General features: G+C 66.2%; 15 protein-coding genes. 12 read left to right on the top strand and 3 right to left on the bottom strand.

The window, feature by feature from the left end; all coding sequences use genetic code 11:
* Nucleotides 1-6 precede the first annotated feature (6 nt).
* From cobW to DTX69_RS05270, 4 genes are all read left to right on the top strand, one after another.
* Nucleotides 7-1,038, top strand: a complete 1,032-nt coding sequence (cobW, locus tag DTX69_RS05285) for a cobalamin biosynthesis protein CobW (RefSeq protein WP_119300477.1) — start codon at nucleotides 7-9, stop codon at nucleotides 1,036-1,038.
* Nucleotide 1,039: 1 nt separating this feature from the next.
* Nucleotides 1,040-4,831, top strand: coding sequence for a cobaltochelatase subunit CobN (gene cobN / locus DTX69_RS05280; RefSeq protein ID WP_119300476.1), 3,792 nt, complete (start codon nucleotides 1,040-1,042; stop codon nucleotides 4,829-4,831).
* Nucleotides 4,828-5,439, top strand: coding sequence for a cob(I)yrinic acid a,c-diamide adenosyltransferase (cobO, locus tag DTX69_RS05275; protein ID WP_119300475.1), 612 nt, complete (start codon nucleotides 4,828-4,830; stop codon nucleotides 5,437-5,439). Before cobN ends, cobO begins: the two co-directional genes overlap by 4 nt.
* 178 nt (nucleotides 5,440-5,617) lie before the next feature.
* Nucleotides 5,618-7,072, top strand: a complete 1,455-nt coding sequence (locus tag DTX69_RS05270) for a cobyric acid synthase (RefSeq protein ID WP_119300474.1) — start codon at nucleotides 5,618-5,620, stop codon at nucleotides 7,070-7,072.
* On the opposite strand, the gene cbiB is transcribed toward DTX69_RS05270, so the two are convergent.
* Nucleotides 7,053-8,027, bottom strand: a complete 975-nt coding sequence (gene cbiB / locus DTX69_RS05265) for an adenosylcobinamide-phosphate synthase CbiB (RefSeq protein WP_119300473.1) — start codon at nucleotides 8,025-8,027, stop codon at nucleotides 7,053-7,055. The genes DTX69_RS05270 and cbiB overlap by 20 nt on opposite strands.
* Nucleotides 8,028-8,098: 71 nt before the next feature.
* On the opposite strand from cbiB, the gene DTX69_RS05260 reads away from it, so the two are divergent.
* The 7 genes from DTX69_RS05260 (at nucleotide 8,099) to DTX69_RS05230 (ending at nucleotide 15,780) form a co-directional block, all read left to right on the top strand.
* A complete protein-coding gene (locus tag DTX69_RS05260) occupies nucleotides 8,099-9,181 on the top strand; it encodes a sirohydrochlorin chelatase (RefSeq protein ID WP_119300472.1) in 1,083 nt (360 codons plus the stop codon).
* Between the two features lie 163 nt (nucleotides 9,182-9,344).
* Nucleotides 9,345-9,983, top strand: a complete 639-nt coding sequence (locus tag DTX69_RS05255; RefSeq protein WP_119300471.1) for a precorrin-8X methylmutase — start codon at nucleotides 9,345-9,347, stop codon at nucleotides 9,981-9,983.
* A complete protein-coding gene (cbiE, locus tag DTX69_RS05250; RefSeq protein WP_119300470.1) occupies nucleotides 9,980-11,185 on the top strand; it encodes a precorrin-6y C5,15-methyltransferase (decarboxylating) subunit CbiE in 1,206 nt (401 codons plus the stop codon). The genes DTX69_RS05255 and cbiE overlap by 4 nt, the downstream gene beginning before the upstream one ends.
* Entirely contained in the window at nucleotides 11,182-11,886 is a 705-nt protein-coding gene (gene cobI / locus DTX69_RS05245; RefSeq protein ID WP_119300469.1) for a precorrin-2 C(20)-methyltransferase, read from the top strand. The genes cbiE and cobI overlap by 4 nt, the downstream gene beginning before the upstream one ends.
* Entirely contained in the window at nucleotides 11,883-13,706 is a 1,824-nt protein-coding gene (gene cobJ, locus DTX69_RS05240; protein ID WP_119300468.1) for a precorrin-3B C(17)-methyltransferase, read from the top strand. Before cobI ends, cobJ begins: the two co-directional genes overlap by 4 nt.
* A complete protein-coding gene (gene cobM / locus DTX69_RS05235; RefSeq protein WP_119300467.1) occupies nucleotides 13,703-14,476 on the top strand; it encodes a precorrin-4 C(11)-methyltransferase in 774 nt (257 codons plus the stop codon). The genes cobJ and cobM overlap by 4 nt, the downstream gene beginning before the upstream one ends.
* A 65-nt stretch (nucleotides 14,477-14,541) precedes the next feature.
* Nucleotides 14,542-15,780 (top strand): MFS transporter, encoded by a 1,239-nt coding sequence (locus tag DTX69_RS05230; protein WP_284735561.1) that lies wholly within the window; start codon nucleotides 14,542-14,544, stop codon nucleotides 15,778-15,780.
* Here DTX69_RS05230 and DTX69_RS05225 read toward each other — a convergent pair.
* Together DTX69_RS05225 and DTX69_RS05220 are read right to left on the bottom strand one after the other, a co-directional pair.
* On the bottom strand, nucleotides 15,777-16,523 hold the full coding sequence (locus DTX69_RS05225; RefSeq protein WP_284735560.1) for a cobalt-precorrin-6A reductase: 747 nt from the start codon (nucleotides 16,521-16,523) through the stop codon (nucleotides 15,777-15,779). The two genes, DTX69_RS05230 and DTX69_RS05225, sit on opposite strands and share 4 nt — an antisense overlap.
* 1 nt (nucleotide 16,524) lies before the next feature.
* Nucleotides 16,525-17,613, bottom strand: a complete 1,089-nt coding sequence (locus DTX69_RS05220; RefSeq protein WP_119300465.1) for a cobalt-precorrin-5B (C(1))-methyltransferase — start codon at nucleotides 17,611-17,613, stop codon at nucleotides 16,525-16,527.
* Between the two features lie 68 nt (nucleotides 17,614-17,681).
* Here DTX69_RS05220 and cobA point away from each other — a divergent pair, with 68 nt between their 5' ends.
* Nucleotides 17,682-18,521, top strand: a complete 840-nt coding sequence (gene cobA, locus DTX69_RS05215) for a uroporphyrinogen-III C-methyltransferase (RefSeq protein WP_119300464.1) — start codon at nucleotides 17,682-17,684, stop codon at nucleotides 18,519-18,521.
* Nucleotides 18,522-18,582 lie beyond the last annotated feature (61 nt).

Below are 18,582 nucleotides of genomic sequence, written 5' to 3'. Positions count from 1 at the left end.
GAAAGAATGAGCGGCAAGATTCCGGCGACCGTGGTGACGGGCTTTCTCGGCGCCGGCAAGACGACCTTGATCCAGAACCTGCTGCGCAATGCCAATGGCCGCCGCATCGCGCTCATCATCAACGAGTTCGGCGAGACCGGGGTCGACGGCGAGATCGTGAAGGGCTGCAAGATCGAAGGCTGTCCGGAGGAGAACATCGTCGAGCTCGCCAACGGGTGCATCTGCTGCACGGTGGCGGACGATTTCCTGCCCACCATGCGCGCGCTGCTCGACCGGCCCAACCCTCCCGAGCACATCGTGATCGAGACCTCAGGCCTCGCGCTGCCCAAGCCGCTGGTGAAGGCCTTCAACTGGCCGGAAGTGCGCACGCGCGTGACGGTCGATGGCGTGGTTGCGGTGGTGGACGGACCTGCAGCCGCAGCGGGGCGCTTCGCTGACAATCCCGACGCCGTCGCGGCCCAGCGCTCCGCCGACGCGGCACTGGATCATGACAGCCCGATCGCAGAGCTGTTCGAGGATCAGATCAACTGCGCGGACCTGATCGTGCTTAACAAGAACGACCAGATGGATGACACGGCACGCGCGGCCGCGACGGCAGCGATCACCGCCGAGCTGAAGCGTGCGGCCAAGGTGGTGCCGGCCAGCTTCGGTGCCATAGATCCCAAGGTTCTGCTGGGCTTGGGCGCCGCCGCGGAAGCGGATCTCGACAGCCGCTATTCGCATCACGAGCTGGAGGGCGAGGACCACGACCACGACGAATTCATTTCCTTTCGCCTCGATCTGCCGCAGCTGAGCAAGCCGGAGGATCTGGTCGCCAAGCTGCTGCCCGCGATCGAGCGTCACGACATCCTGCGCGTGAAGGGGTTCCTGAACATCGTGGGCAAGGAGATGCGGCTGGTGCTGCAAGGCGTCGGGCCGCGTCTGCAGCACTATTACGACCGCGCCTGGGCGCCGGGTGAGGTCCGCTCCTCGCGCCTGGTGGTGATCGGGCTCAAGGGTCTCGACCACGCCGCGATCGCACGCGATCTCGGGCTCTAACATGCATCTGCTCGCCGCCAAGCCTGGTCAGATCATCGATGGCAGCGAGGCCATTGATCTCGGCCAGACTCCCGGCGAGATCATCGTGCTGTCGGCGGCGGACAGCGAGCTGGCGTGCCTGTCGCGGGCCTATGGGCACCTTGCCGATCCGAAGCCGAGCCTGCGCCTCGCGAACCTGCTGCAGTTGTCGCACCACCTCTCGGTGGATTCGTATGTCGAGGACATCGTCGCGAAGGCAAGGCTCGTGGTGGTGCGCCTCCTGGGCGGCGTGCGCTATTGGCCCTATGGTATCGAGCAGATTTCCGCGGAGTGCCGCAGGCGCGGCATCGCCCTCGCGTGCCTGCCCGGCGACGATCAGCCGGATCCGGAGCTCAACGATCACAGCACCCTTCCGGCGGCTGCGGCGCATCGCCTGTGGCAGTTCTTGGTCCAAGGCGGGCTGGAGAATGCGTCCGAGTTCCTGCGCTACGCCGCGAGCCTGATCGGCAGCGAAGTCACGTGGCAGGAGCCACGCCCGTTGCTGCGCGCGGGGCTCTACTGGCCGGGCAAGACCGTATTGTCCCTCGACGATCTGCGTCGCGAGTGGAGTGAGGGCGCGCCGGTTGCTGGCATTGTCTTCTATCGCGCATTGATGCAGGCGGGCCAGACTGCGCCGATCGACGCTCTCATCGAAGCTTTGACAGCGCGCGGCCTCAATCCTTTGCCGATCTATGCGGCCGGCCTCAAGGAGCAGGCAGCCGCCGACTTGATCGCGCGCTTCTATGCAGAGACGAAGCCCGACATCACGCTCAATTGCACCGGCTTCGCGATCTCCCAGCCCGGCGCGGCGCAGGCCGCAACGCCGTTGGATGCTGCGGATGCGCCTGTCCTGCAGGTGGTGCTGAGCAGCGGCACGCTCGACGACTGGCAGGCAGGGAAGAACGGCCTCAGCCCGCGCGACCTCGCGATGCAGGTCGCGCTGCCTGAGGTCGACGGCCGCATCATGACCCGTGCCATCTCCTTCAAGGCGGCTGGCCGCTACGACCAGGCCACTCAATGCACCATCGTCGAGCCGCAGCCCGAGCACAGCCGCGTCGCCTTCGTCGCTGAGCTCGCCGCCAACTGGGTAAAGCTGCGCCGGAAGTCCGCGAGCGAACGCAAGGTCGCCATCATCCTCGCGAACTATCCCAACCGCGACGGCCGCATCGGCAATGGTGTTGGCCTGGATACGCCTGCCGGTGTGGTGGAAGCGCTGAGGGCGATGAAGAACGCAGGCTATGCGGTTGAGGAGGTGCCGGAGCATGGCGACGCGCTGATCGCGCGCTTGTTGGAAGGTCCCACCAACGCGCTCCCCTCAAAGAAATCTCCAATCGGCTCTGACGCAGCCGATGTGCGGATCCCCCAAGCTGGGGGAGGGGGTTTGCTCTTAGGGACGGAAAACTATCGCCGTCTCGCGCGTGTGCCTGGTGAGATGGCGAAACGCTGGGGACTATCGGACCAAGATCCCCACTGTATCGACGGCGCGTTCCGTCTGCCGCTGATCCGGCTCGGCAATGTCTATGTCGGTATCCAGCCGGCGCGCGGCTACAACATCGATCCGGTCAAGTCTTACCATGATCCGGATCTCGTGCCGCCGCACAATTATCTCGCCCTCTACACCTATCTGCGCGAAGTTGCCGGGGTCGACGCCGTTGTGCATTTCGGCAAGCACGGCAATCTCGAATGGTTGCCTGGCAAGGCGCTGGCCTTGAGCGAGGATTGCTATCCCGAAGCGATGCTGGGGCCGCTGCCGCATCTTTATCCCTTCATTGTGAATGATCCCGGCGAGGGCACGCAGGCGAAGCGGCGTGCCGGCGCGGTCATCGTTGATCACCTGACCCCGCCGCTCACACGCGCCGAGAGCTATGGTCCGCTGCGCGATCTCGAGCTGCTGGTCGACGAATATTACGAAGCGGCGCAGCTGGATCCGCGGCGCTGCCGCGATCTGCGCGACCGCATCCTCGATCTGGCGCAGGGCTCCGGCCTCGCCGCCGATTGCGGTATCACCAAGGGCGATGACGCCGACACCGCGCTGGCGAAGCTCGACAACCAGCTGTGCGAGCTAAAGGAATTGCAGATCCGCGACGGTCTGCACGTCTTCGGGCGCTCGCCTGCCGGCACCGAGCGCGACGCATTGCTGGTGGCACTCACGCGCTTGCCGCGCGGCAAGGGCGAGGGAAGGGACCAGTCGCTGATTCGCGCCCTCGCGGTCGACCTGGAGCTGGGCGAAGAATTCGATCCGCTTGCCGCACATCTTGGAGATGCATGGACCGGGCCGCGACCGGCGGTACTGGTCGAGATCACGGCGGATGCTTGGCGCACCAACGGCGATACCGTCGAGCGCCTAGAGCTCTTGGCATTGAAGCTGGTGACCCGTGCGCATTGTCCGCCGGACTGGAAGTGCAGCGGCGCGGTGCTTGAGTTCGTCCACCAGACCCTCGCGCCGACCATTGATCGCTGCGGCAATGCGGAACTCGATGGCCTGCTGCGCGGTCTTGGCGGCCGCTTCGTGGCGCCGGGTGCCTCCGGCGCGCCCACGCGCGGGCGCATCGATGCGCTGCCGACAGGCCGCAACTTCTACTCCGTCGACACCCGCGCGATCCCGACTCCGAGCGCCTGGGCCCTGGGCTGGAAGTCGGCGGGCCTGATTCTCGATCGCCACCGGCAGGAGCACGGCAGCTGGCCGCGCGCGCTAGTGCTGTCCGCTTGGGGGACGGCCAACATGCGTACCGGCGGCGACGATATCGCGCAGGCCCTGGCGTTGATCGGCGCGCGGCCGACCTGGGACGCAGGCGCCTCGGGTCGCGTGGCGGGATTCGAGATCCTGCCGCTCAGCCTGCTCGACCGGCCACGCGTCGATGTCACGCTGCGCGTCTCCGGCTTCTTCCGCGACGCGTTTCCGGCGCAGGTCGATCTGTTCGACAGCGCCGTGCGCGCGATCGCCGAGCTGGACGAGCCGGAGCATCTCAACCCGATCGCCGCCCGCGTGGGCGCTGAGAGCGCAGAGCTGATCGCCCAGGGCGCCGATCAGAAGGCTGCCCGCCGCAAGGCCGCGTTCCGCGTGTTCGGCTCCAAGCCGGGCGCTTACGGTGCGGGTCTGCAGGCGCTGATCGACGAGCGCGGCTGGTCCGACGAAGGCGACTTCGCGCGCGCCTATCTCGCCTGGGGTGGATACGCGTATGGCAACGGAGCTGCGGGGGAGGCGGCGCAATCCTCTTTCTCGCATCGTCTCACGCAGGTCGATGCAGTGCTGCACAACCAGGACAATCGCGAGCATGATCTGCTTGACAGCGACGATTACTACCAGTTCGAAGGCGGGCTCGCCGCGACCGTCAAGCACCTCACCGGCCGCAAGGCGCAGGTCTGGCACAACGACCATTCGCGCCCCCAGAATCCGCAGGTGCGCAGCCTCGAAGAAGAGATCGCACGGGTCGTGCGCGCGCGTGTCGTCAATCCGAAGTGGATCAAGGGTGTGATGCGCCACGGCTATAAGGGCGCGTTCGAGATGGCGGCGACCGTCGACTACCTGTTCGCCTTCGCTGCCACGGCCAACTGCGTCGCCGATCACCATTTCGACCTGGTGTTCGACGCCTATCTCAGCGACGAGACGGTGCGCGATTTCATCGAACGCCACAATGCCGCCGCCTTGAAGGAGATCGCCGAGCGCCTGCTGGAAGCGCAGGAACGCGATCTGTGGCGCCCCCGGTCCAATATGGCCCATGCCCAACTTAACGAGTGGTCTGGGCGAAACCCTGCAACGCGAGCAGCCTCATGAGCGACGAAGCCGACATCAACCGCCGGGCCGACGAGAAATCCGCCAAGCGCAAGGAAGCGCGCGACAAGATGATGGCGACCAAGACTATCGAGAAAGGTCTTCTGATCGTCCATACCGGCAAGGGTAAGGGCAAGTCGACGGCGGCCTTCGGCATGGTCATGCGTTGCATCGGCCATGGCATGAAGGTGGGCGTGATCCAGTTCATCAAAGGCAGGTGGGATACCGGCGAGCGCTGGGTGCTGGAGAAGTTCCCGGACCTCTGCACCATCAAGGCCCTGGGCGAAGGCTTCACCTGGGAAACGCAGGACCGCGCACGCGATGTCGCCCATGCGCGCGCGGCCTGGGAAGAGGGGAAGAAGCTGATGGCGGATCCCACCATCAAGCTGGTGCTGCTCGACGAGCTCAACATCGCGTTGCGGTACGATTATCTGCCGATCGAAGAGGTGGTTGAAACGCTGAGGGCGCGCCGTCCCCATCTCCATGTCATCGTGACTGGCCGCAACGCCAAGGACGAGTTGATGGCGGTCGCCGATCTTGTGACCGAGATGGAGCTGGTGAAGCACCCGTTCCGCGACGGTGTGAAGGCACAGAAGGGGATCGAGTTTTGACGGCGTCGCGCTGCATCGACACCCCCTCACCCTGTCCCTCTCCCTCGAGGGGAGAGGGGATGCTGTTGCTGGGTTCGTGCACTAACGCCCTTCTCCCCTTGAGGGAGAATGGTTGGGATGAGGGGTATGCCTGCCACGAGCGAGGTGATTGCACGTGAGCGCTCGTTGCTGCGCCATCATGTTCCAGGGCACCGGCTCCGATGTCGGCAAGTCGCTGATCGTCGCGGGCCTGTGCCGGTTCTATGCGCGGCAGGGTAAGCGCGTGCGGCCGTTCAAGCCGCAGAACATGTCGAACAATGCGGCGGTGACAGCGGAGGGCGGCGAGATCGGGCGTGCTCAGGCCTTGCAGGCGCGGGCTTGCGGCCTTGCGTCGTCGGTGCACATGAACCCGGTGCTGCTGAAGCCGCAGAGCGAAATCGGCGCGCAGGTGGTGGTGCAGGGCAGAGTCTGGGGCCAGGCGAAGGCACGCGACTATCGCGCGCTCAGGCCGCAGCTGCTGCCAGCGGTGCTCGACAGCTTCGCGCGCCTGTCGGAGGAAGCCGATCTCGTCCTGGTGGAAGGCGCGGGCAGCCCCGCGGAAGTCAACCTGCGCGACGGCGACATCGCCAACATGGGCTTTGCAGAAGCAGCCGATGTGCCGGTGCTGCTGGTCGGCGACATCGATCGCGGCGGTGTCATCGCCTCGATCGTCGGCACCATGGCGCTGTTGCCGAAGGCCGAGGCCGCACGCATCAAAGGTTATCTCATCAACAAGTTCCGCGGCGATCCACTGTTGTTCGAGGATGGTTTGGTGACCATCGACCGTGCAACCGGGCTCAAAAGCGTGGGCGTGGTGCCATGGTTCAGCCAAGCGCATCTGCTGCCGGCGGAAGACGCCGTCGCCCTGAACGGCTATCGCGCCAAGTCCGAGGGCGAGATCAAGATCGCCGTGCCGCGTCTGCCGCGCATCTCCAATTTCGACGATCTCGACCCGCTGCGCGCGGAGCCGGATGTGCGGTTGGAGCTCATCGAGCCCGGCCATCCACTGCCCGCCGATGTCGATCTTGTCCTGCTGCCGGGTTCCAAATCCACCATCGGTGACTTGCAGGCGTTGCGTGATGCCGGCTGGGATATCGACATCAAGGCCCATGTGCGGCGCGGCGGGCGTGTGCTCGGTCTGTGCGGCGGCTATCAGATGCTGGGTGTTCGGCTGGATGACCCCGACGGAACGGAAGGGCCCGCCGGCGCTATCGATGGTTTGGGGATGCTGCAGGTGGAAACGCGCCTCGGTGGCGACAAGGCGCTGGTCGAAGTGGCCGGGCAAGATCGTGCGAGCGGTCAATCTGTGCGCGGCTATGAGATGCATATTGGCCAGACGCGTGGCGCCGATTGCGCACGGCCAATGCTCGATCTGCAGGGTAGGCCCGACGGCGCAATCTCAGCAGATGGACGCATCATGGGGACCTACGTGCACGGCATCTTTGCGAGCGACGGGTTTCGCCATGCGTTCCTGAACTCACTGCGCGCGCGTGCGGCGAGCGGCGTCGCCTATGAATCGCTGGTGGATCAGGTGCTGGACGAGCTCGCCGACCACCTCGCGCGCCACCTCGATACCGAACGGATCCTGGACCTTGCTAGTCGAACAGCCAGATAAGCGCGATGAGGAGCGCCGCCTGCACGATGCAGGCGCGGACGAACAGCCGCAGCGCCAGCCGGATGTCCGGGGCGGCGGCGTGCGGCCGGCCGCCGTCATTCATCCAATGATCCTCGACCAGCTTGCCGTGATAGACGCGTGGGCCTGCGATGGCGAGCCCAAGCGCGCCGGCAAAGGCCGCTTCCGGCCAGCCGGCATTGGGCGAGCGATGCTTGTTCGCATCCCGCCGCATCGCGCGCCAAGCGCTGCGTGGATTCGCACCGGGCAGCAGCATCGCCGCCAGGCATACGATGAGCCCGGAAAGGCGGGCTGGGACCAGGTTGAGCAGGTCATCCAGCCGCGCCGCCGCCCAGCCGAACTGCAGATGGCGCGGTGTCTTGTGGCCGATCATGCTGTCGGCAGTGTTGATCACTTTGTAGGCCAGCAGGCCGGGCAGGCCAAACAACGCCGCCCAGAACACCGGCGCCACCACGCCATCCGAAAAATTCTCAGCCAGCGATTCGATCGCGGCCCGCGACACACCGGCTTGGTCCAGTGCCTCCGGATCGCGCCCGACGATGCGCGAGACCGCGAGCCGCCCGCCGCCGATCCCGCCGGTCTCCAGGCCCGAGGCCACCGCGGCGACGTGGTCATAGAGGCTCCTCTGCGCGATCAAGGTCGACATGACCAGCGCCAGCCACAGCCAGCCGAGCGGCAAGGCCAGCAACACTTCCTGGATCAGATGGCCGAAGATCAGCGCAGCCAGGAGCAACGCCGCAATGGTCCAAGCGCCGCGATTGCGGCGGCGACCGGGCGTGTCGCTTTCAAGATTGAACCGGGCATCCGCCCATGCAATGACCCGCCCGATCAGCTGGATCGGATGGAGCTGGCGCCGGTTCAACGCCTCCGGATCGCCGAACACGGCGTCGAGAGCGAGAGCAAGCAGCAGGGATTCGGGACGAGCGAACAGAAACATCCGGGGTTCATTGGCCGATTTGGCGCGGCCCGTCAATCGGCCTCAAGGAATGACTGGGGGAGTGATAAGCAATGAGCAAGATCGGCGTGATGGTGTGCGGCCACGGCAGCCGCGATGAGGAGGCGATCACCGAGTTCCAGGCAGTGGCGCGCGGCATTGCCCAGCGCCTGCCGGAATTCCCCGCCGATTATGGTTTCCTGGAATTCGCCCGGCCGATCATCCGCGACGGGCTCGATGCCTTGCGCAAGCAGGGTGTCACGCGCTGTCTCGCCGTGCCCGGCATGCTGTTTGCGGCCGGCCATGCCAAGGACGACATCCCCTCGGTGCTCAACAAATACCAGGCGGACCATCCCGGCTTTCACATCGAATACGGCCGCGATCTTGCTGTCGACCTGAAGCTGCTGCGGGCCGCGCGTGAGCGGATCGAGCAGGCGGAGCGTACCGTGAGCCGCAAGGTGCCGCGCGACGAGACGCTGCTGGTGGTGGTCGGCCGTGGCACGTCCGATCCTGATGCCAATTCCAACATCAGCAAAGTGGCGCGCATGCTGTGGGAAGGCATGGGCTTCGGCTGGACGGAGGTTTGCTATTCCGGCGTCGCCTTTCCGCTGGTGGGACCGGGCCTCGAGCATGCGGTGAAGCTCGGCTACAAGCGCATCATCGTGTTCCCCTATTTCCTGTTCACCGGCGTGCTCGTGAAGCGGATCTACGACATCACCGACGAGATGGCCGCGCTCCATCCGGAGATCGAGTTCCTGAAGGCGAGCTACCTCAACGACCATCCGCTGGTGCTGGATGCCTTCGCCGCGCGGGTGCGCGAGATCCTGGACGGCGACAACGCGATGAACTGCCAGATGTGCAAATACCGCGAGCAGGCGATCGGCTACGAAGCCGAAGTCGGCCGCATCCAGGAAAGCCACCATCACCACGTGGAAGGCATCGGCACCGGCAAGGCGCATCGGCATGATCATGGCCACGACCATCATCACCATGGGCATGACGGGCACCACCACCATCATGACCACGATCATGATCACACGCATGCTCATGTTCATCATGATCATGCGCACGATCACGACCACACCCACACGCACTTCCCGCCGCCTTTCCCGGACCACCCCCACGGCCCTGGCAAGCGCAATCCGGAGCGGCTGTGAGGCGCACCATGTTGGCCTGCGGCTATTCGCTCTTTTTTCCGTCATGGTCGGACTTGGTCCGACCATCCACGAGTTTCGTTGGGCGAGAGCGCGCTGCATCAGGGAAACTCGTGGATGGTCGTGCCAAGCACGACCATGACGACTGAAGGGGTGCGTGACTCCCATGCCCCGCGACTACGTCAAAGACCCGGCGGAGATCTATCGGCAGTCCTTTGCGACCATCGAGGCGGAGGCGCGGCTGGACGCATTGCCGGTATCGCTGCGCGCGGTGGCGCGGCGCATGATCCATGCATGCGGCATGACGGACCTCGTCGACGACCTGTCCTGGGGCGGGGATCCCGTTATGGCCGCGCATCAGGCCTTGCAAGCGGGCGCGACGATCCTGACCGATGCGCAGATGGTCGCGTCCGGCATCATCCGCGGGCGCTTCCCGAAGAACGACATCCTCTGCGTGATCACCGAGGATGAGGTCGCAGAGACTGCGCACCGTCTCGGCACAACGCGCTCTGCCGCCGCCGTGGAACTGTGGCGCGAGCATCTGCAGGGCGCGATCGTCGCCATCGGCAATGCGCCGACTGCCTTGTACCATCTGCTCGACCTCGTCGAAGCCCGCGGGCCGCGCCCGGCCGCGATCTTCGCATTCCCTGTCGGCTTCGTCGGCGCGGTCGAATCCAAGCAGGCGCTGATCGACGCCAATCTCGGCATTCCTTATCTGACGTTGCGCGGCCGGCGGGGCGGCAGCGCGATCGCGGCCGCTGCCATCAATGCGCTCGCCGACGACAAGCCGGGAGCCGAAGCATGAGTGCTTGGCTCAATGTCATCGGCATAGGCGAGGACGGCATCGAAGCCCTGCCGCGCACTCTGCGGGCGCTTATTGAGCGCGCCGAGCTGATCATTGGCGGGGAACGTCATCTTGCGATGGTGCCGCATGCGCATGGCGAAAAGAAAAGCTGGGCCTCGCCATTATCGCTCACGCTCGACGACATCTGGTCGCGGCGCGGCCGGCCGGTTGTGGTGCTGGCGACCGGCGATCCGATGCACTTCGGCATCGGCGTCGCCCTTGCCAAGCGCGTGCCGGCAGAGGAGATGGCGGTCTATCCGCACATCTCGGCCTTTTCGCTGGCGGCCGCACGTATGCTTTGGTCCCTGTCGGAGGTTGAGTGCCTCACCATCCATGGCCGCCCGCTCGATCTGCTGGCAAGCGCCTTTGCACCGAAGCGCAAGCTGCTGCTGCTGTCACATGATGGCTCTTCGCCAACTGAAGTCGCGCGACGCCTCATCGAGCTCGGCTATGGCGCGAGCGTACTGACTGTACTCGAGCATATGGGCGGCACGCGCGAACGCATCTATGCCGGCCGCGCCGATTCCTGGTCTCACCCGCGCGCTGCCGATCTCAACACGCTGGCGGTCGAGTGCCATGGGACAGATGGCGCGCGCGCCTTGTCGCAGTCGCCAGGTTTGCCGGACGAAGCCTTTCAGCATGACGGTCAGTTGACCAAGCGCGAGATCCGTGCGGCGACCCTTTCGGTGCTCCGGCCTTTGCCCGGCCAATTGCTGTGGGACGTCGGCGCCGGCTGCGGATCTATCGCCATCGAATGGCTGCGGGCTCATCGCTCGCTCTCGGCCATCGCGATCGAGTCGGATGAAGAACGGCTAGGCCTGATCGAGAAAAACATGGCGGCACTCGGCACGCCGCACCTGAAGCTCGTGAAAGGCACGGCACCGCAGGCCTATGACGGCCTGCCTGATCCCGATGCCGTCTTCATCGGGGGTGGGCTTGCCGATGCGGGCGTGATCGAACAAGCCTGGCGACGCTTGAAAACGGGCGGGCGCCTGGTTGCCAACGCCGTGACCGCTGAAGGCGAAGCTCATCTCTTCGCCTGGCGCGGCAAGCTGGGTGGGGAAATGACGCGCCTCTCCGTCGCGCGCCTCGCGCCGGTGGGCGAGCTGCACGGCTGGAAACCGCTGATGCCCGTCACGCAATATTGGGTGGATAAGACATGACCGGCATCATCTATGGCATCGGCGTGGGGCCGGGCGACCCGGAGCTGCTAACTTTGAAAGCGGCGCGGCTGATCCGCTCCGCTGACCTCATCGCCTATCCGGCACCGGAGGAAGGGCCGAGCTTCGCGCGGCAGATCGCAGCGACCCATATCCCGTCCGGCATGCCGGAGTTGCCGATCCGCATGAACATCGGCGATGGGCGCTTCCCGAAGGACGATGTCTATGACGGCGCCGCGCAGACGATCGCCGAGGCCGTGGCGCGCGGCCAGCAGGTAACGGTGCTGTGCGAAGGCGATCCGTTCTTTTATGGCTCGTTCATGTATCTGTTCGCGCGGCTGGCGGATCGCTGCCGGGTGGAAGTGGTGCCGGGAGTCTCGTCCTTGATGGCCTGCGCGACCGCGACTCGTGGTGCGTTGGCGGCGCGCAATGACGTGCTCACCATCATCCCGGCGCCCTTGCCGGAAGAGGATCTGCGTCGGCGCCTGGCGGAGATCGAGGCCGCCGCCATCATCAAGGTCGGCCGCCATTTCGCCAAGGTGCGCAAGGTGCTGACCGATCTCAAGCTCGCCGACCGCACGCGCTATGTGGAGCACGCGACCTTGGCGAATGAACGCGTGCTGCCGCTGCACGAGGTGCCGGCGGATGCAGCGCCTTATTTCTCCATGCTGCTGGTGCATCGCCGTGGGGATGCCTGGAAATGACCGACCTGCGGAACGATCCCGCCATCATTGCCTTGTCGGAGACCGGTGCCGCGTTGGCGCGCCGCATCCAGACTGTTCTGCATGCCGGCGAAGTGTTCGGGCTCGAAGGCCGCGTCGCCGATTGCGACCGCGCCTTCAGCAAGGTCGCCGCCATCCTGCACGATGTCTTCGCCGCCGGCCGGCCGATCATCGGCATCTGCGCGACGGGCATCCTGATCCGCACCCTCGCGCCGTTCCTGATCTCGAAGGAAAACGATCCACCGGTGCTGGCGGTGGCAGAGGATGCCTCGGTCGTTGTGCCGCTGCTTGGCGGCCATCACGGCGCCAATGTGCTGGCCACGCGGCTGGCAGACGCGCTGGGCGGCGTCGCGGCGCTGACCACCGCGAGCGACGTGACCCTGCGGGTGCCGCTCGACGCGCCGCCGGTCGGCTGGCGCTTGCGCGAGACTGCCGACTACAAGCGCGTCGCGGCAGAGCTATTGGCCGGCGCATCGGCGCGCATCATCGTGGAGGCGGGGCCAATACCGGAGTGGCTGCTGGAGCTGCCGCAAGCGGCGGATGCGCCAATTACCGTTCTGGTGAGCGAGCGCACCGATGCGAAAGCCGATCTGGTCTACGCGCCCCAGACGGTGGTGCTTGGCGTCGGCTGTGAGCGGTTGGCTGAAGAAAGTGAAGTCTGGGATCTGGTCGAACGGTCGCTCGCCAAGGCGAACATCGCTCGGGAAGCGATCGCGTGCGTGACCTCCATCGCGCTGAAGGCGGCGGAGCCCGCGATCCATGGCGTCGCGCGGCGGCTCGGCGTGCCCGCCCGTTTCTTCGATGCCGCACGCCTGGAGCGCGAAACACCGCGTCTCAAGAACCCGTCGGACCTCGTCTATCGTGAGACCGGCTGTCACGGCGTCGCCGAAGGCGCGGCGCTCGCGGGTGTGGGTACGGGTGGCGAACTCATCCTGCCGAAACAGCGGTCGCAACGCGCGACCTGCGCCTTGGCACGATCATCGGAGATCGTCGACCCGAAGCTCATCGGCCGCGCGCGTGGCTCGCTCGCCATTGTCGGCATCGGACCCGGCGCGCCGGCTGCGCGCACGCACGAGGTGGAGGCGGCGATCCGCGCCGCCACCGACCTGGTCGGCTACAAGCTCTATCTCGATTTGCTCGGCCCGCTGGCGGAGCACAAGGCGCGGCACGGTTACGAGCTGGGTGAGGAGGAGATGCGCGTGCGCATCGCGCTCGGCTTGGCCGCCGAGGGGCGGGACGTGGCGCTGGTCTGCTCTGGCGATGCGGGCATCTATGCCATGGCGACCCTGGTGTTCGAGCTGATCGAGCGAGAAGGCAATGCCGACTGGGCGCGGGTGGCGATCACCGGCCTGCCCGGCGTGTCCGCCATGCAGACCGCGGCCGCACGCATCGGCGCACCGCTCGGTCACGATTTCTGCGCCATCTCGCTAAGCGACCTGCTGACGCCGTGGGAGGCGATCGAGCAGCGGCTCCTCGCGGCGGCGGCCGGCGACTTCGTGGTGGCGTTCTACAATCCGGTGTCGCAGCGCCGCCGCACGCAATTGGCGGCGGCGAAGGAGATTCTGCTGCGTCATCGCCCCTCCGATACACCGGTCGTGCTGGCGCGCAATCTCGGGCGCGAGGGAGAGACGGTGACGGTGGTGGCGCTTCGCGACCTCAAGGTCGAGGATGTCGACATGCTCACCCTGGTGATCGTGGGCTCGAGCGCGACGCGCGCCGTGGCGCGGCCCGATGGCGGTGTCTGGGTCTATACACCCCGCGGCTACGCCAAGAAGATGGACGCGGGAAAGGGGGCTGCATGAGCATCGTGCATTTCATCGGTGCCGGGCCGGGGGATCCGGAGCTCATCACCGTCCGCGGCAAGCGTCTGATCGAGGAAGCGCCGGTGGTGCTCTATGCGGGTTCGCTGGTTCCGGCTGCGGTAATCGCGATGGCGCGCAGCGAGGCGCTGGTGATCGACACCGCGCCGCTGACTCTCGACGAAATCATCGCGCACATGAAAGACGCGATTGCGGCCGGCAAGACGGTCGCGCGCGTGCATTCCGGCGATCCCTCGATCTACGGCGCGATCGCGGAGCAGATGCGGCGCTTGGACGAACTCGGTATTCCCTACGATGTGACGCCGGGCGTGCCGGCATTCGCCGCTGCGGCCGCGATGCTTAAGACCGAGCTGACACTGCCGGAGGTGAGCCAGACCATCATCCTGACGCGCACCGACGGCGCGGCCTCGCCCATGCCCGAGGGGGAGGACCTCGCGACGCTCGGCCGATCCGGCGCAACCCTCGCCATCCATCTTTCCGTGCGCAACATCCACAAGGTCGTGGCGGAGCTGACACCGCATTACGGCCCCGACTGTCCAGTTGTCGTTGCGTTCCGTGTCGGCTGGCCGGACCAGGAGGCGATCTTCGGCACGCTTGGCGATATCAAGGCCAAGGTGAAGGAAACGAAGATCACCCGCACCGCCTTGATCCTGGTCGGACGCGTGTTCGGCAAGCGCGATTTCGAGGACAGCCGCCTCTACCACGCCGACCACCGCCACATCCTGCGCCCCAAGGCCAAAGCGCGGTCGTAGCTTGCAATCTCCTTCGGGCGATGTTCCCTTCCGGAACTGCGGAGGGGAAGGTGGCCTCTACTGAAATGACGAGTCTCTGGCGGCATCGCGGTTTCCTGCACCTGTGGGGCGCGCAGGCGACCTCGACCTTCGGCACGCGCATCGGGCGCGAGGCCATCGCGTTGAGCGCTGTCATGCTGCTGGGCGCGGGGCCGTTGGACCTGGCCTGGCTCAACCTTGCTGTCTCGCTGCCTTACCTGATTTTGGGCCTGGCGGCGGGACTCCTGATCGATCGCGTGCGGCGGCGGCCGCTCCTGATCGCGACCGACCTGCTGCGCGCCGGCCTGCTCGTCACCATTCCGCTCGCCGCGTGGATTGGTGATTTCTCTCTGGCGCAGCTGCTCATCGTGGTCTTCCTGGTCACCGCCTGCACGCTCGTGTTCGACGCGGCGCACCAGAGCTACGTTCCGGTTCTGATCGAGAAGCGCTGGCTGCTCGACGCCAACGCCAAGCAGGAATCGACTTCCGCCGCGTCCGAAGTCATCGGCCCGCCCATTGGCGGCCTGCTGGTGCAAACGTTAGGGGCGCCGATCGCCATCCTGTGCGACGCCGTCAGCTATGTCGCGTCCGCATTGCTGCTCTGGCGTGTGCCGCACAAGGAGCCGCCGCCGGCGGGAAGCGGTAGCGCCCGCGTCACCTGGGACGATCTCAAGGCGGGCTTTCGTATCGTCTTCCGCCATCGCCTGTTCCGGCCGCTCGCCATCGCCAAGACCATCCGCGCCATCTGCGGCGGCGCGATCGGCGCCTTCTACGTGCTCTACCTGTTTCGCGACCTGAAGGTCTCGCCGGCCGAGCTCGGCATTATTGTCGGATGCGGCGGCGCGGCCGCGTTCGCCGCCGCCGTCGTGACGACGCGCATAGCCGCGGTCACGCCCGCCGGGCCCGGCATGGTCGCCGGCATCGCCGCGGCTGCTGTGGGGCACATGTTGCTACCGCTCGCCGGTCTCTTTGTCGGCACCTGGGCTGTCATTCCGCTGCTGATGTTGGGCCAGCTCATCAGCGATTTCGGGCTGGCTTACGCATTCTCGCTGGAGCGCGCCTTGCGCCAGCACCATATCGAGAACGCCGTGCTCGGCCGCGCCGCTACCGTCATCTCCATGTGCGGCAATGCGCCGGGCCCGATCGGCGCCGTTCTCGCCGGCATCGCGGCAGAGCAATTCGGGTTGACGCCGGTTCTATGGATCTGCGTCGCCGGCTATGCGCTCTCGCCGGTGGTGCTGCTGTGCTCGCCGATCCGGGCCCTGCCGCGGGTTGAAGCGGCCTAGCCGGCCCCTCGCTGCACCCAGGCGATGACATCCTCGACGGTTGCGACCACAGGCGATCGTGGATCGAGGGCGATGGGCGGACGCTCGATCATGACGACGGGAAGTCCGGTCTTGCGCGCCGCTTCGATCTTGGCGAACGTGGCGTCGCCACCGCTGTTCTTCGTCACGATGAGGCTGATGTGATGCTCGGCGAGCAGGCGCAACTCGCCCTGCAGCGAGAACGGGCCGCGGGCGGCGATGGTGCGATAGTCCCTGAGCGGCAAGCGCTCCGGCACGTCGATCATGCGTACGACGAAATGGGCGTTGTGGATGTGCGCGAATGCCTCGAGGTCGCTCGATCCCAGGGTCAGCAATATGCGACCTCCCACGCGGCGGCACAGTTCCGCTGCTTCCGCCACGTCAGGCACCGTGACCCAATGATCGTCGTGACGCGCCGTCCAGGCCGGACGCAGCAGTCGCAGCAGCGGAATGCCGACTGCCTCGGCAGCAGCGACCGCATTGGCGCTGATGTGCTCGGCGAAGGGGTGGGCGGCGTTGATGATATGCGTGATGCGCTCCTCTCGCAGATAGTGCGCGAGGCCTTCCGGGCCCCCGAAGCCGCCCAGGCGCACTGCGCCCCTGGGCATGCGCGGTTCCTTTGTCCGCCCGGCGAGAGATGAGATGAACTCGAGACCGGGCAGCTCCGCCAGTCGTTCGGCGAGCTGAAAGCCTTCCTCCGTGCCGCCCAGGATGAGGATGCGCATCTTACGAGAACCCCGTACCGGCGACCATGTTGCCATCGCGGTCATAGACCAGGACCTCGATCGCCACCTTGCCGTTCACCTCCTCCAGCGCGACCTGCTGCGCCTTCTCCACCACCACCTTGGCCAATGGCACGTTCTGTTGCTGCGCCATGGTCAGCGCTTCACTCGCCGTATTCGCTTCCCTGATCAGGCGCTGGGTCAGATCGCTGGCACCTTGCTCGCCAGCCCAGCGCGCCAGCCGTTCCAAGTTCACCTGGCTGCGCCCGGAATGCAGATCGAGGAATCCATCCGCCAGCTTGCAGAACTTGCCGAACCCGCCCGCGAGAGTGAGGCGCTTGATCGGATGATGGCGGAGATATTTGAGCACTGCGCCGGCGAAATCGCCCATGTCGATGAAGGCGAAATCCGGCAAGCGATAAAGCTGCTGAACCGCGCTTTCGGTGGTGGAGCCGGTGCAGGCCGCTGCATGCTCCAACCCGGCCGCGCGGATGACATCGATGCCACTATGGATCGACGCGATCCAGGCGGAGCAGGAGAACGGGTGTACGATGCCGGTGGTGCCAAGGATCGAGATGCCGCCGATGATGCCGAGGCGCGGGTTCCAGGTTTGCTTCGCCAGCTCCTCGCCGCCGGGCACGGAGATCTCGATCTCCACATCCGGCTCCGCGCCATAAGTTATAGCCACTTCTTCGATCACTTCCGCCATCATGCGCCGCGGGGCAGGATTGATCGCCGGCTCGCCCACCTCGATCGGCAACCCCGGCTTGGTGACGGTGCCGACCCCTTCCCCCGCCTTGAATTGCACGCCGCTGCGTGACGGCAAGGCGCGCACCTTGGATTGGATCAGCGCCAGATGCGTCACGTCGGGATCATCGCCCGCATCCTTGATGATGCCGGCCTGCGCCCAGTCCTCGCCGCGGTCGCGGCGCGCGAGCGCGAAGCTCGGCCGCTCGCCTTTCGGCAGGACGATTTCCACCGGATCGGGAAATTCGCCGGTGAGGAGGGCGGTGAAGGCGGCCTTGGCCGCGGCGGTGGCGCAAGCCCCGGTGGTCCAGCCGCGGCGCAACGGGCCTTCTGGCTTGCGAGTCATGGCGCTATTCTAGCGTTTGGGGTCTGAATCTGGCTAGTCGGCGGGCAGCGGCTCCGTAGGATCGGGACATGAATGAATTACTGGAAAAGCTGCCCGGAATCGAGCCGGGCTGGGTGTGGCTGGTCGGCGCAGGTCCTGGAACAACAGGCCTCTTGACCTTGCTGGCCCTGCGCGGGCTCACCACCGCCGATGTCGTGGTCTACGATGCGCTGGTCGATCAGGACGTGCTGAAGCTCGCGCGGCCCGGCGCCCAGCTGGAATATGCCGGAAAGCGCGGCGGCAAGCCGTCCGCCAAGCAGCCTGACATTTCCCTGCGTCTCGTGCAGCTTGCGCGCGAAGGCCAGCGCGTGCTGCGCCTCAAGGGCGGCGATCCCTTCGTGTTCGGCCGCGGCGGCGAGGAGGCGATGTCGCTGGTGGAAGCCGGCGTTCCGTTTCGCATCGTGCCGGGAATCAGCGCCGGCATCGGCGGACTCGCTTACGCCGGTATTCCGGTCACGCATCGCGACTGCAATCACGCCGTCACGTTCCTGACCGGCCATGATGCCGGCGGCGTGGTGCCCGACGGAATAGATTGGAATGCGATCGCCAAGGGCTCGCCGGTAGTCGTGATGTATATGGCGCTGAAGCATATCGAGCCGATCGCCACGCGCCTGGTCTCCGCTGGCCGGCTGCCGAGCGAGCCGGTCGCGGTGGTGAGCAAGGCGACCGGCCCCGATCAGCGCGTGCTGGAATCAACACTCGGCACCTGCGCCGCGGACGTCGTCCAGAGTGGCATCGAGCCGCCTGCGATCGTGGTGGTCGGCGAAGTCGTGCGCCTGCGCGCCGCACTCGATTGGCTCGGCGCGCTTGACGGCCGCGCGCTGGCAGCGGATCCGCTGGGAACGCGCCGACAGGGGCAGACGGGGTAACGAGCGTGCCTCATCGTGCGATCTCTGCTACCGCCATCTGCGCTCGTTCCCTCCCCCGAGC

Source organism: Dongia deserti (assembly GCF_003574735.1).
Lineage (GTDB): Bacteria > Pseudomonadota > Alphaproteobacteria > Dongiales > Dongiaceae > Dongia_A > Dongia_A deserti.
This window is presented reverse-complemented; position numbering and strand designations above follow the sequence as displayed.

Bases quoted from the DNA above. Each gene is read 5' to 3' on its own strand.
- cobW (WP_119300477.1), top strand. From the start codon at position 7: ATGAGCGGCAAGATTCCGGCGACCGTGGTGACGGGCTTTCTCGGCGCC.
- cobN (WP_119300476.1), top strand. From the start codon at position 1,040: ATGCATCTGCTCGCCGCCAAGCCTGGTCAGATCATCGATGGCAGCGAG.
- cobO (WP_119300475.1), top strand. From the start codon at position 4,828: ATGAGCGACGAAGCCGACATCAACCGCCGGGCCGACGAGAAATCCGCC.
- DTX69_RS05270 (WP_119300474.1), top strand. From the start codon at position 5,618: ATGTTCCAGGGCACCGGCTCCGATGTCGGCAAGTCGCTGATCGTCGCG.
- cbiB (WP_119300473.1), bottom strand. From the start codon at position 8,027: ATGTTTCTGTTCGCTCGTCCCGAATCCCTGCTGCTTGCTCTCGCTCTC.
- DTX69_RS05260 (WP_119300472.1), top strand. From the start codon at position 8,099: ATGAGCAAGATCGGCGTGATGGTGTGCGGCCACGGCAGCCGCGATGAG.
- DTX69_RS05255 (WP_119300471.1), top strand. From the start codon at position 9,345: ATGCCCCGCGACTACGTCAAAGACCCGGCGGAGATCTATCGGCAGTCC.
- cbiE (WP_119300470.1), top strand. From the start codon at position 9,980: ATGAGTGCTTGGCTCAATGTCATCGGCATAGGCGAGGACGGCATCGAA.
- cobI (WP_119300469.1), top strand. From the start codon at position 11,182: ATGACCGGCATCATCTATGGCATCGGCGTGGGGCCGGGCGACCCGGAG.
- cobJ (WP_119300468.1), top strand. From the start codon at position 11,883: ATGACCGACCTGCGGAACGATCCCGCCATCATTGCCTTGTCGGAGACC.
- cobM (WP_119300467.1), top strand. From the start codon at position 13,703: ATGAGCATCGTGCATTTCATCGGTGCCGGGCCGGGGGATCCGGAGCTC.
- DTX69_RS05230 (WP_284735561.1), top strand. From the start codon at position 14,542: ATGACGAGTCTCTGGCGGCATCGCGGTTTCCTGCACCTGTGGGGCGCG.
- DTX69_RS05225 (WP_284735560.1), bottom strand. From the start codon at position 16,523: ATGCGCATCCTCATCCTGGGCGGCACGGAGGAAGGCTTTCAGCTCGCC.
- DTX69_RS05220 (WP_119300465.1), bottom strand. From the start codon at position 17,613: ATGACTCGCAAGCCAGAAGGCCCGTTGCGCCGCGGCTGGACCACCGGG.
- cobA (WP_119300464.1), top strand. From the start codon at position 17,682: ATGAATGAATTACTGGAAAAGCTGCCCGGAATCGAGCCGGGCTGGGTG.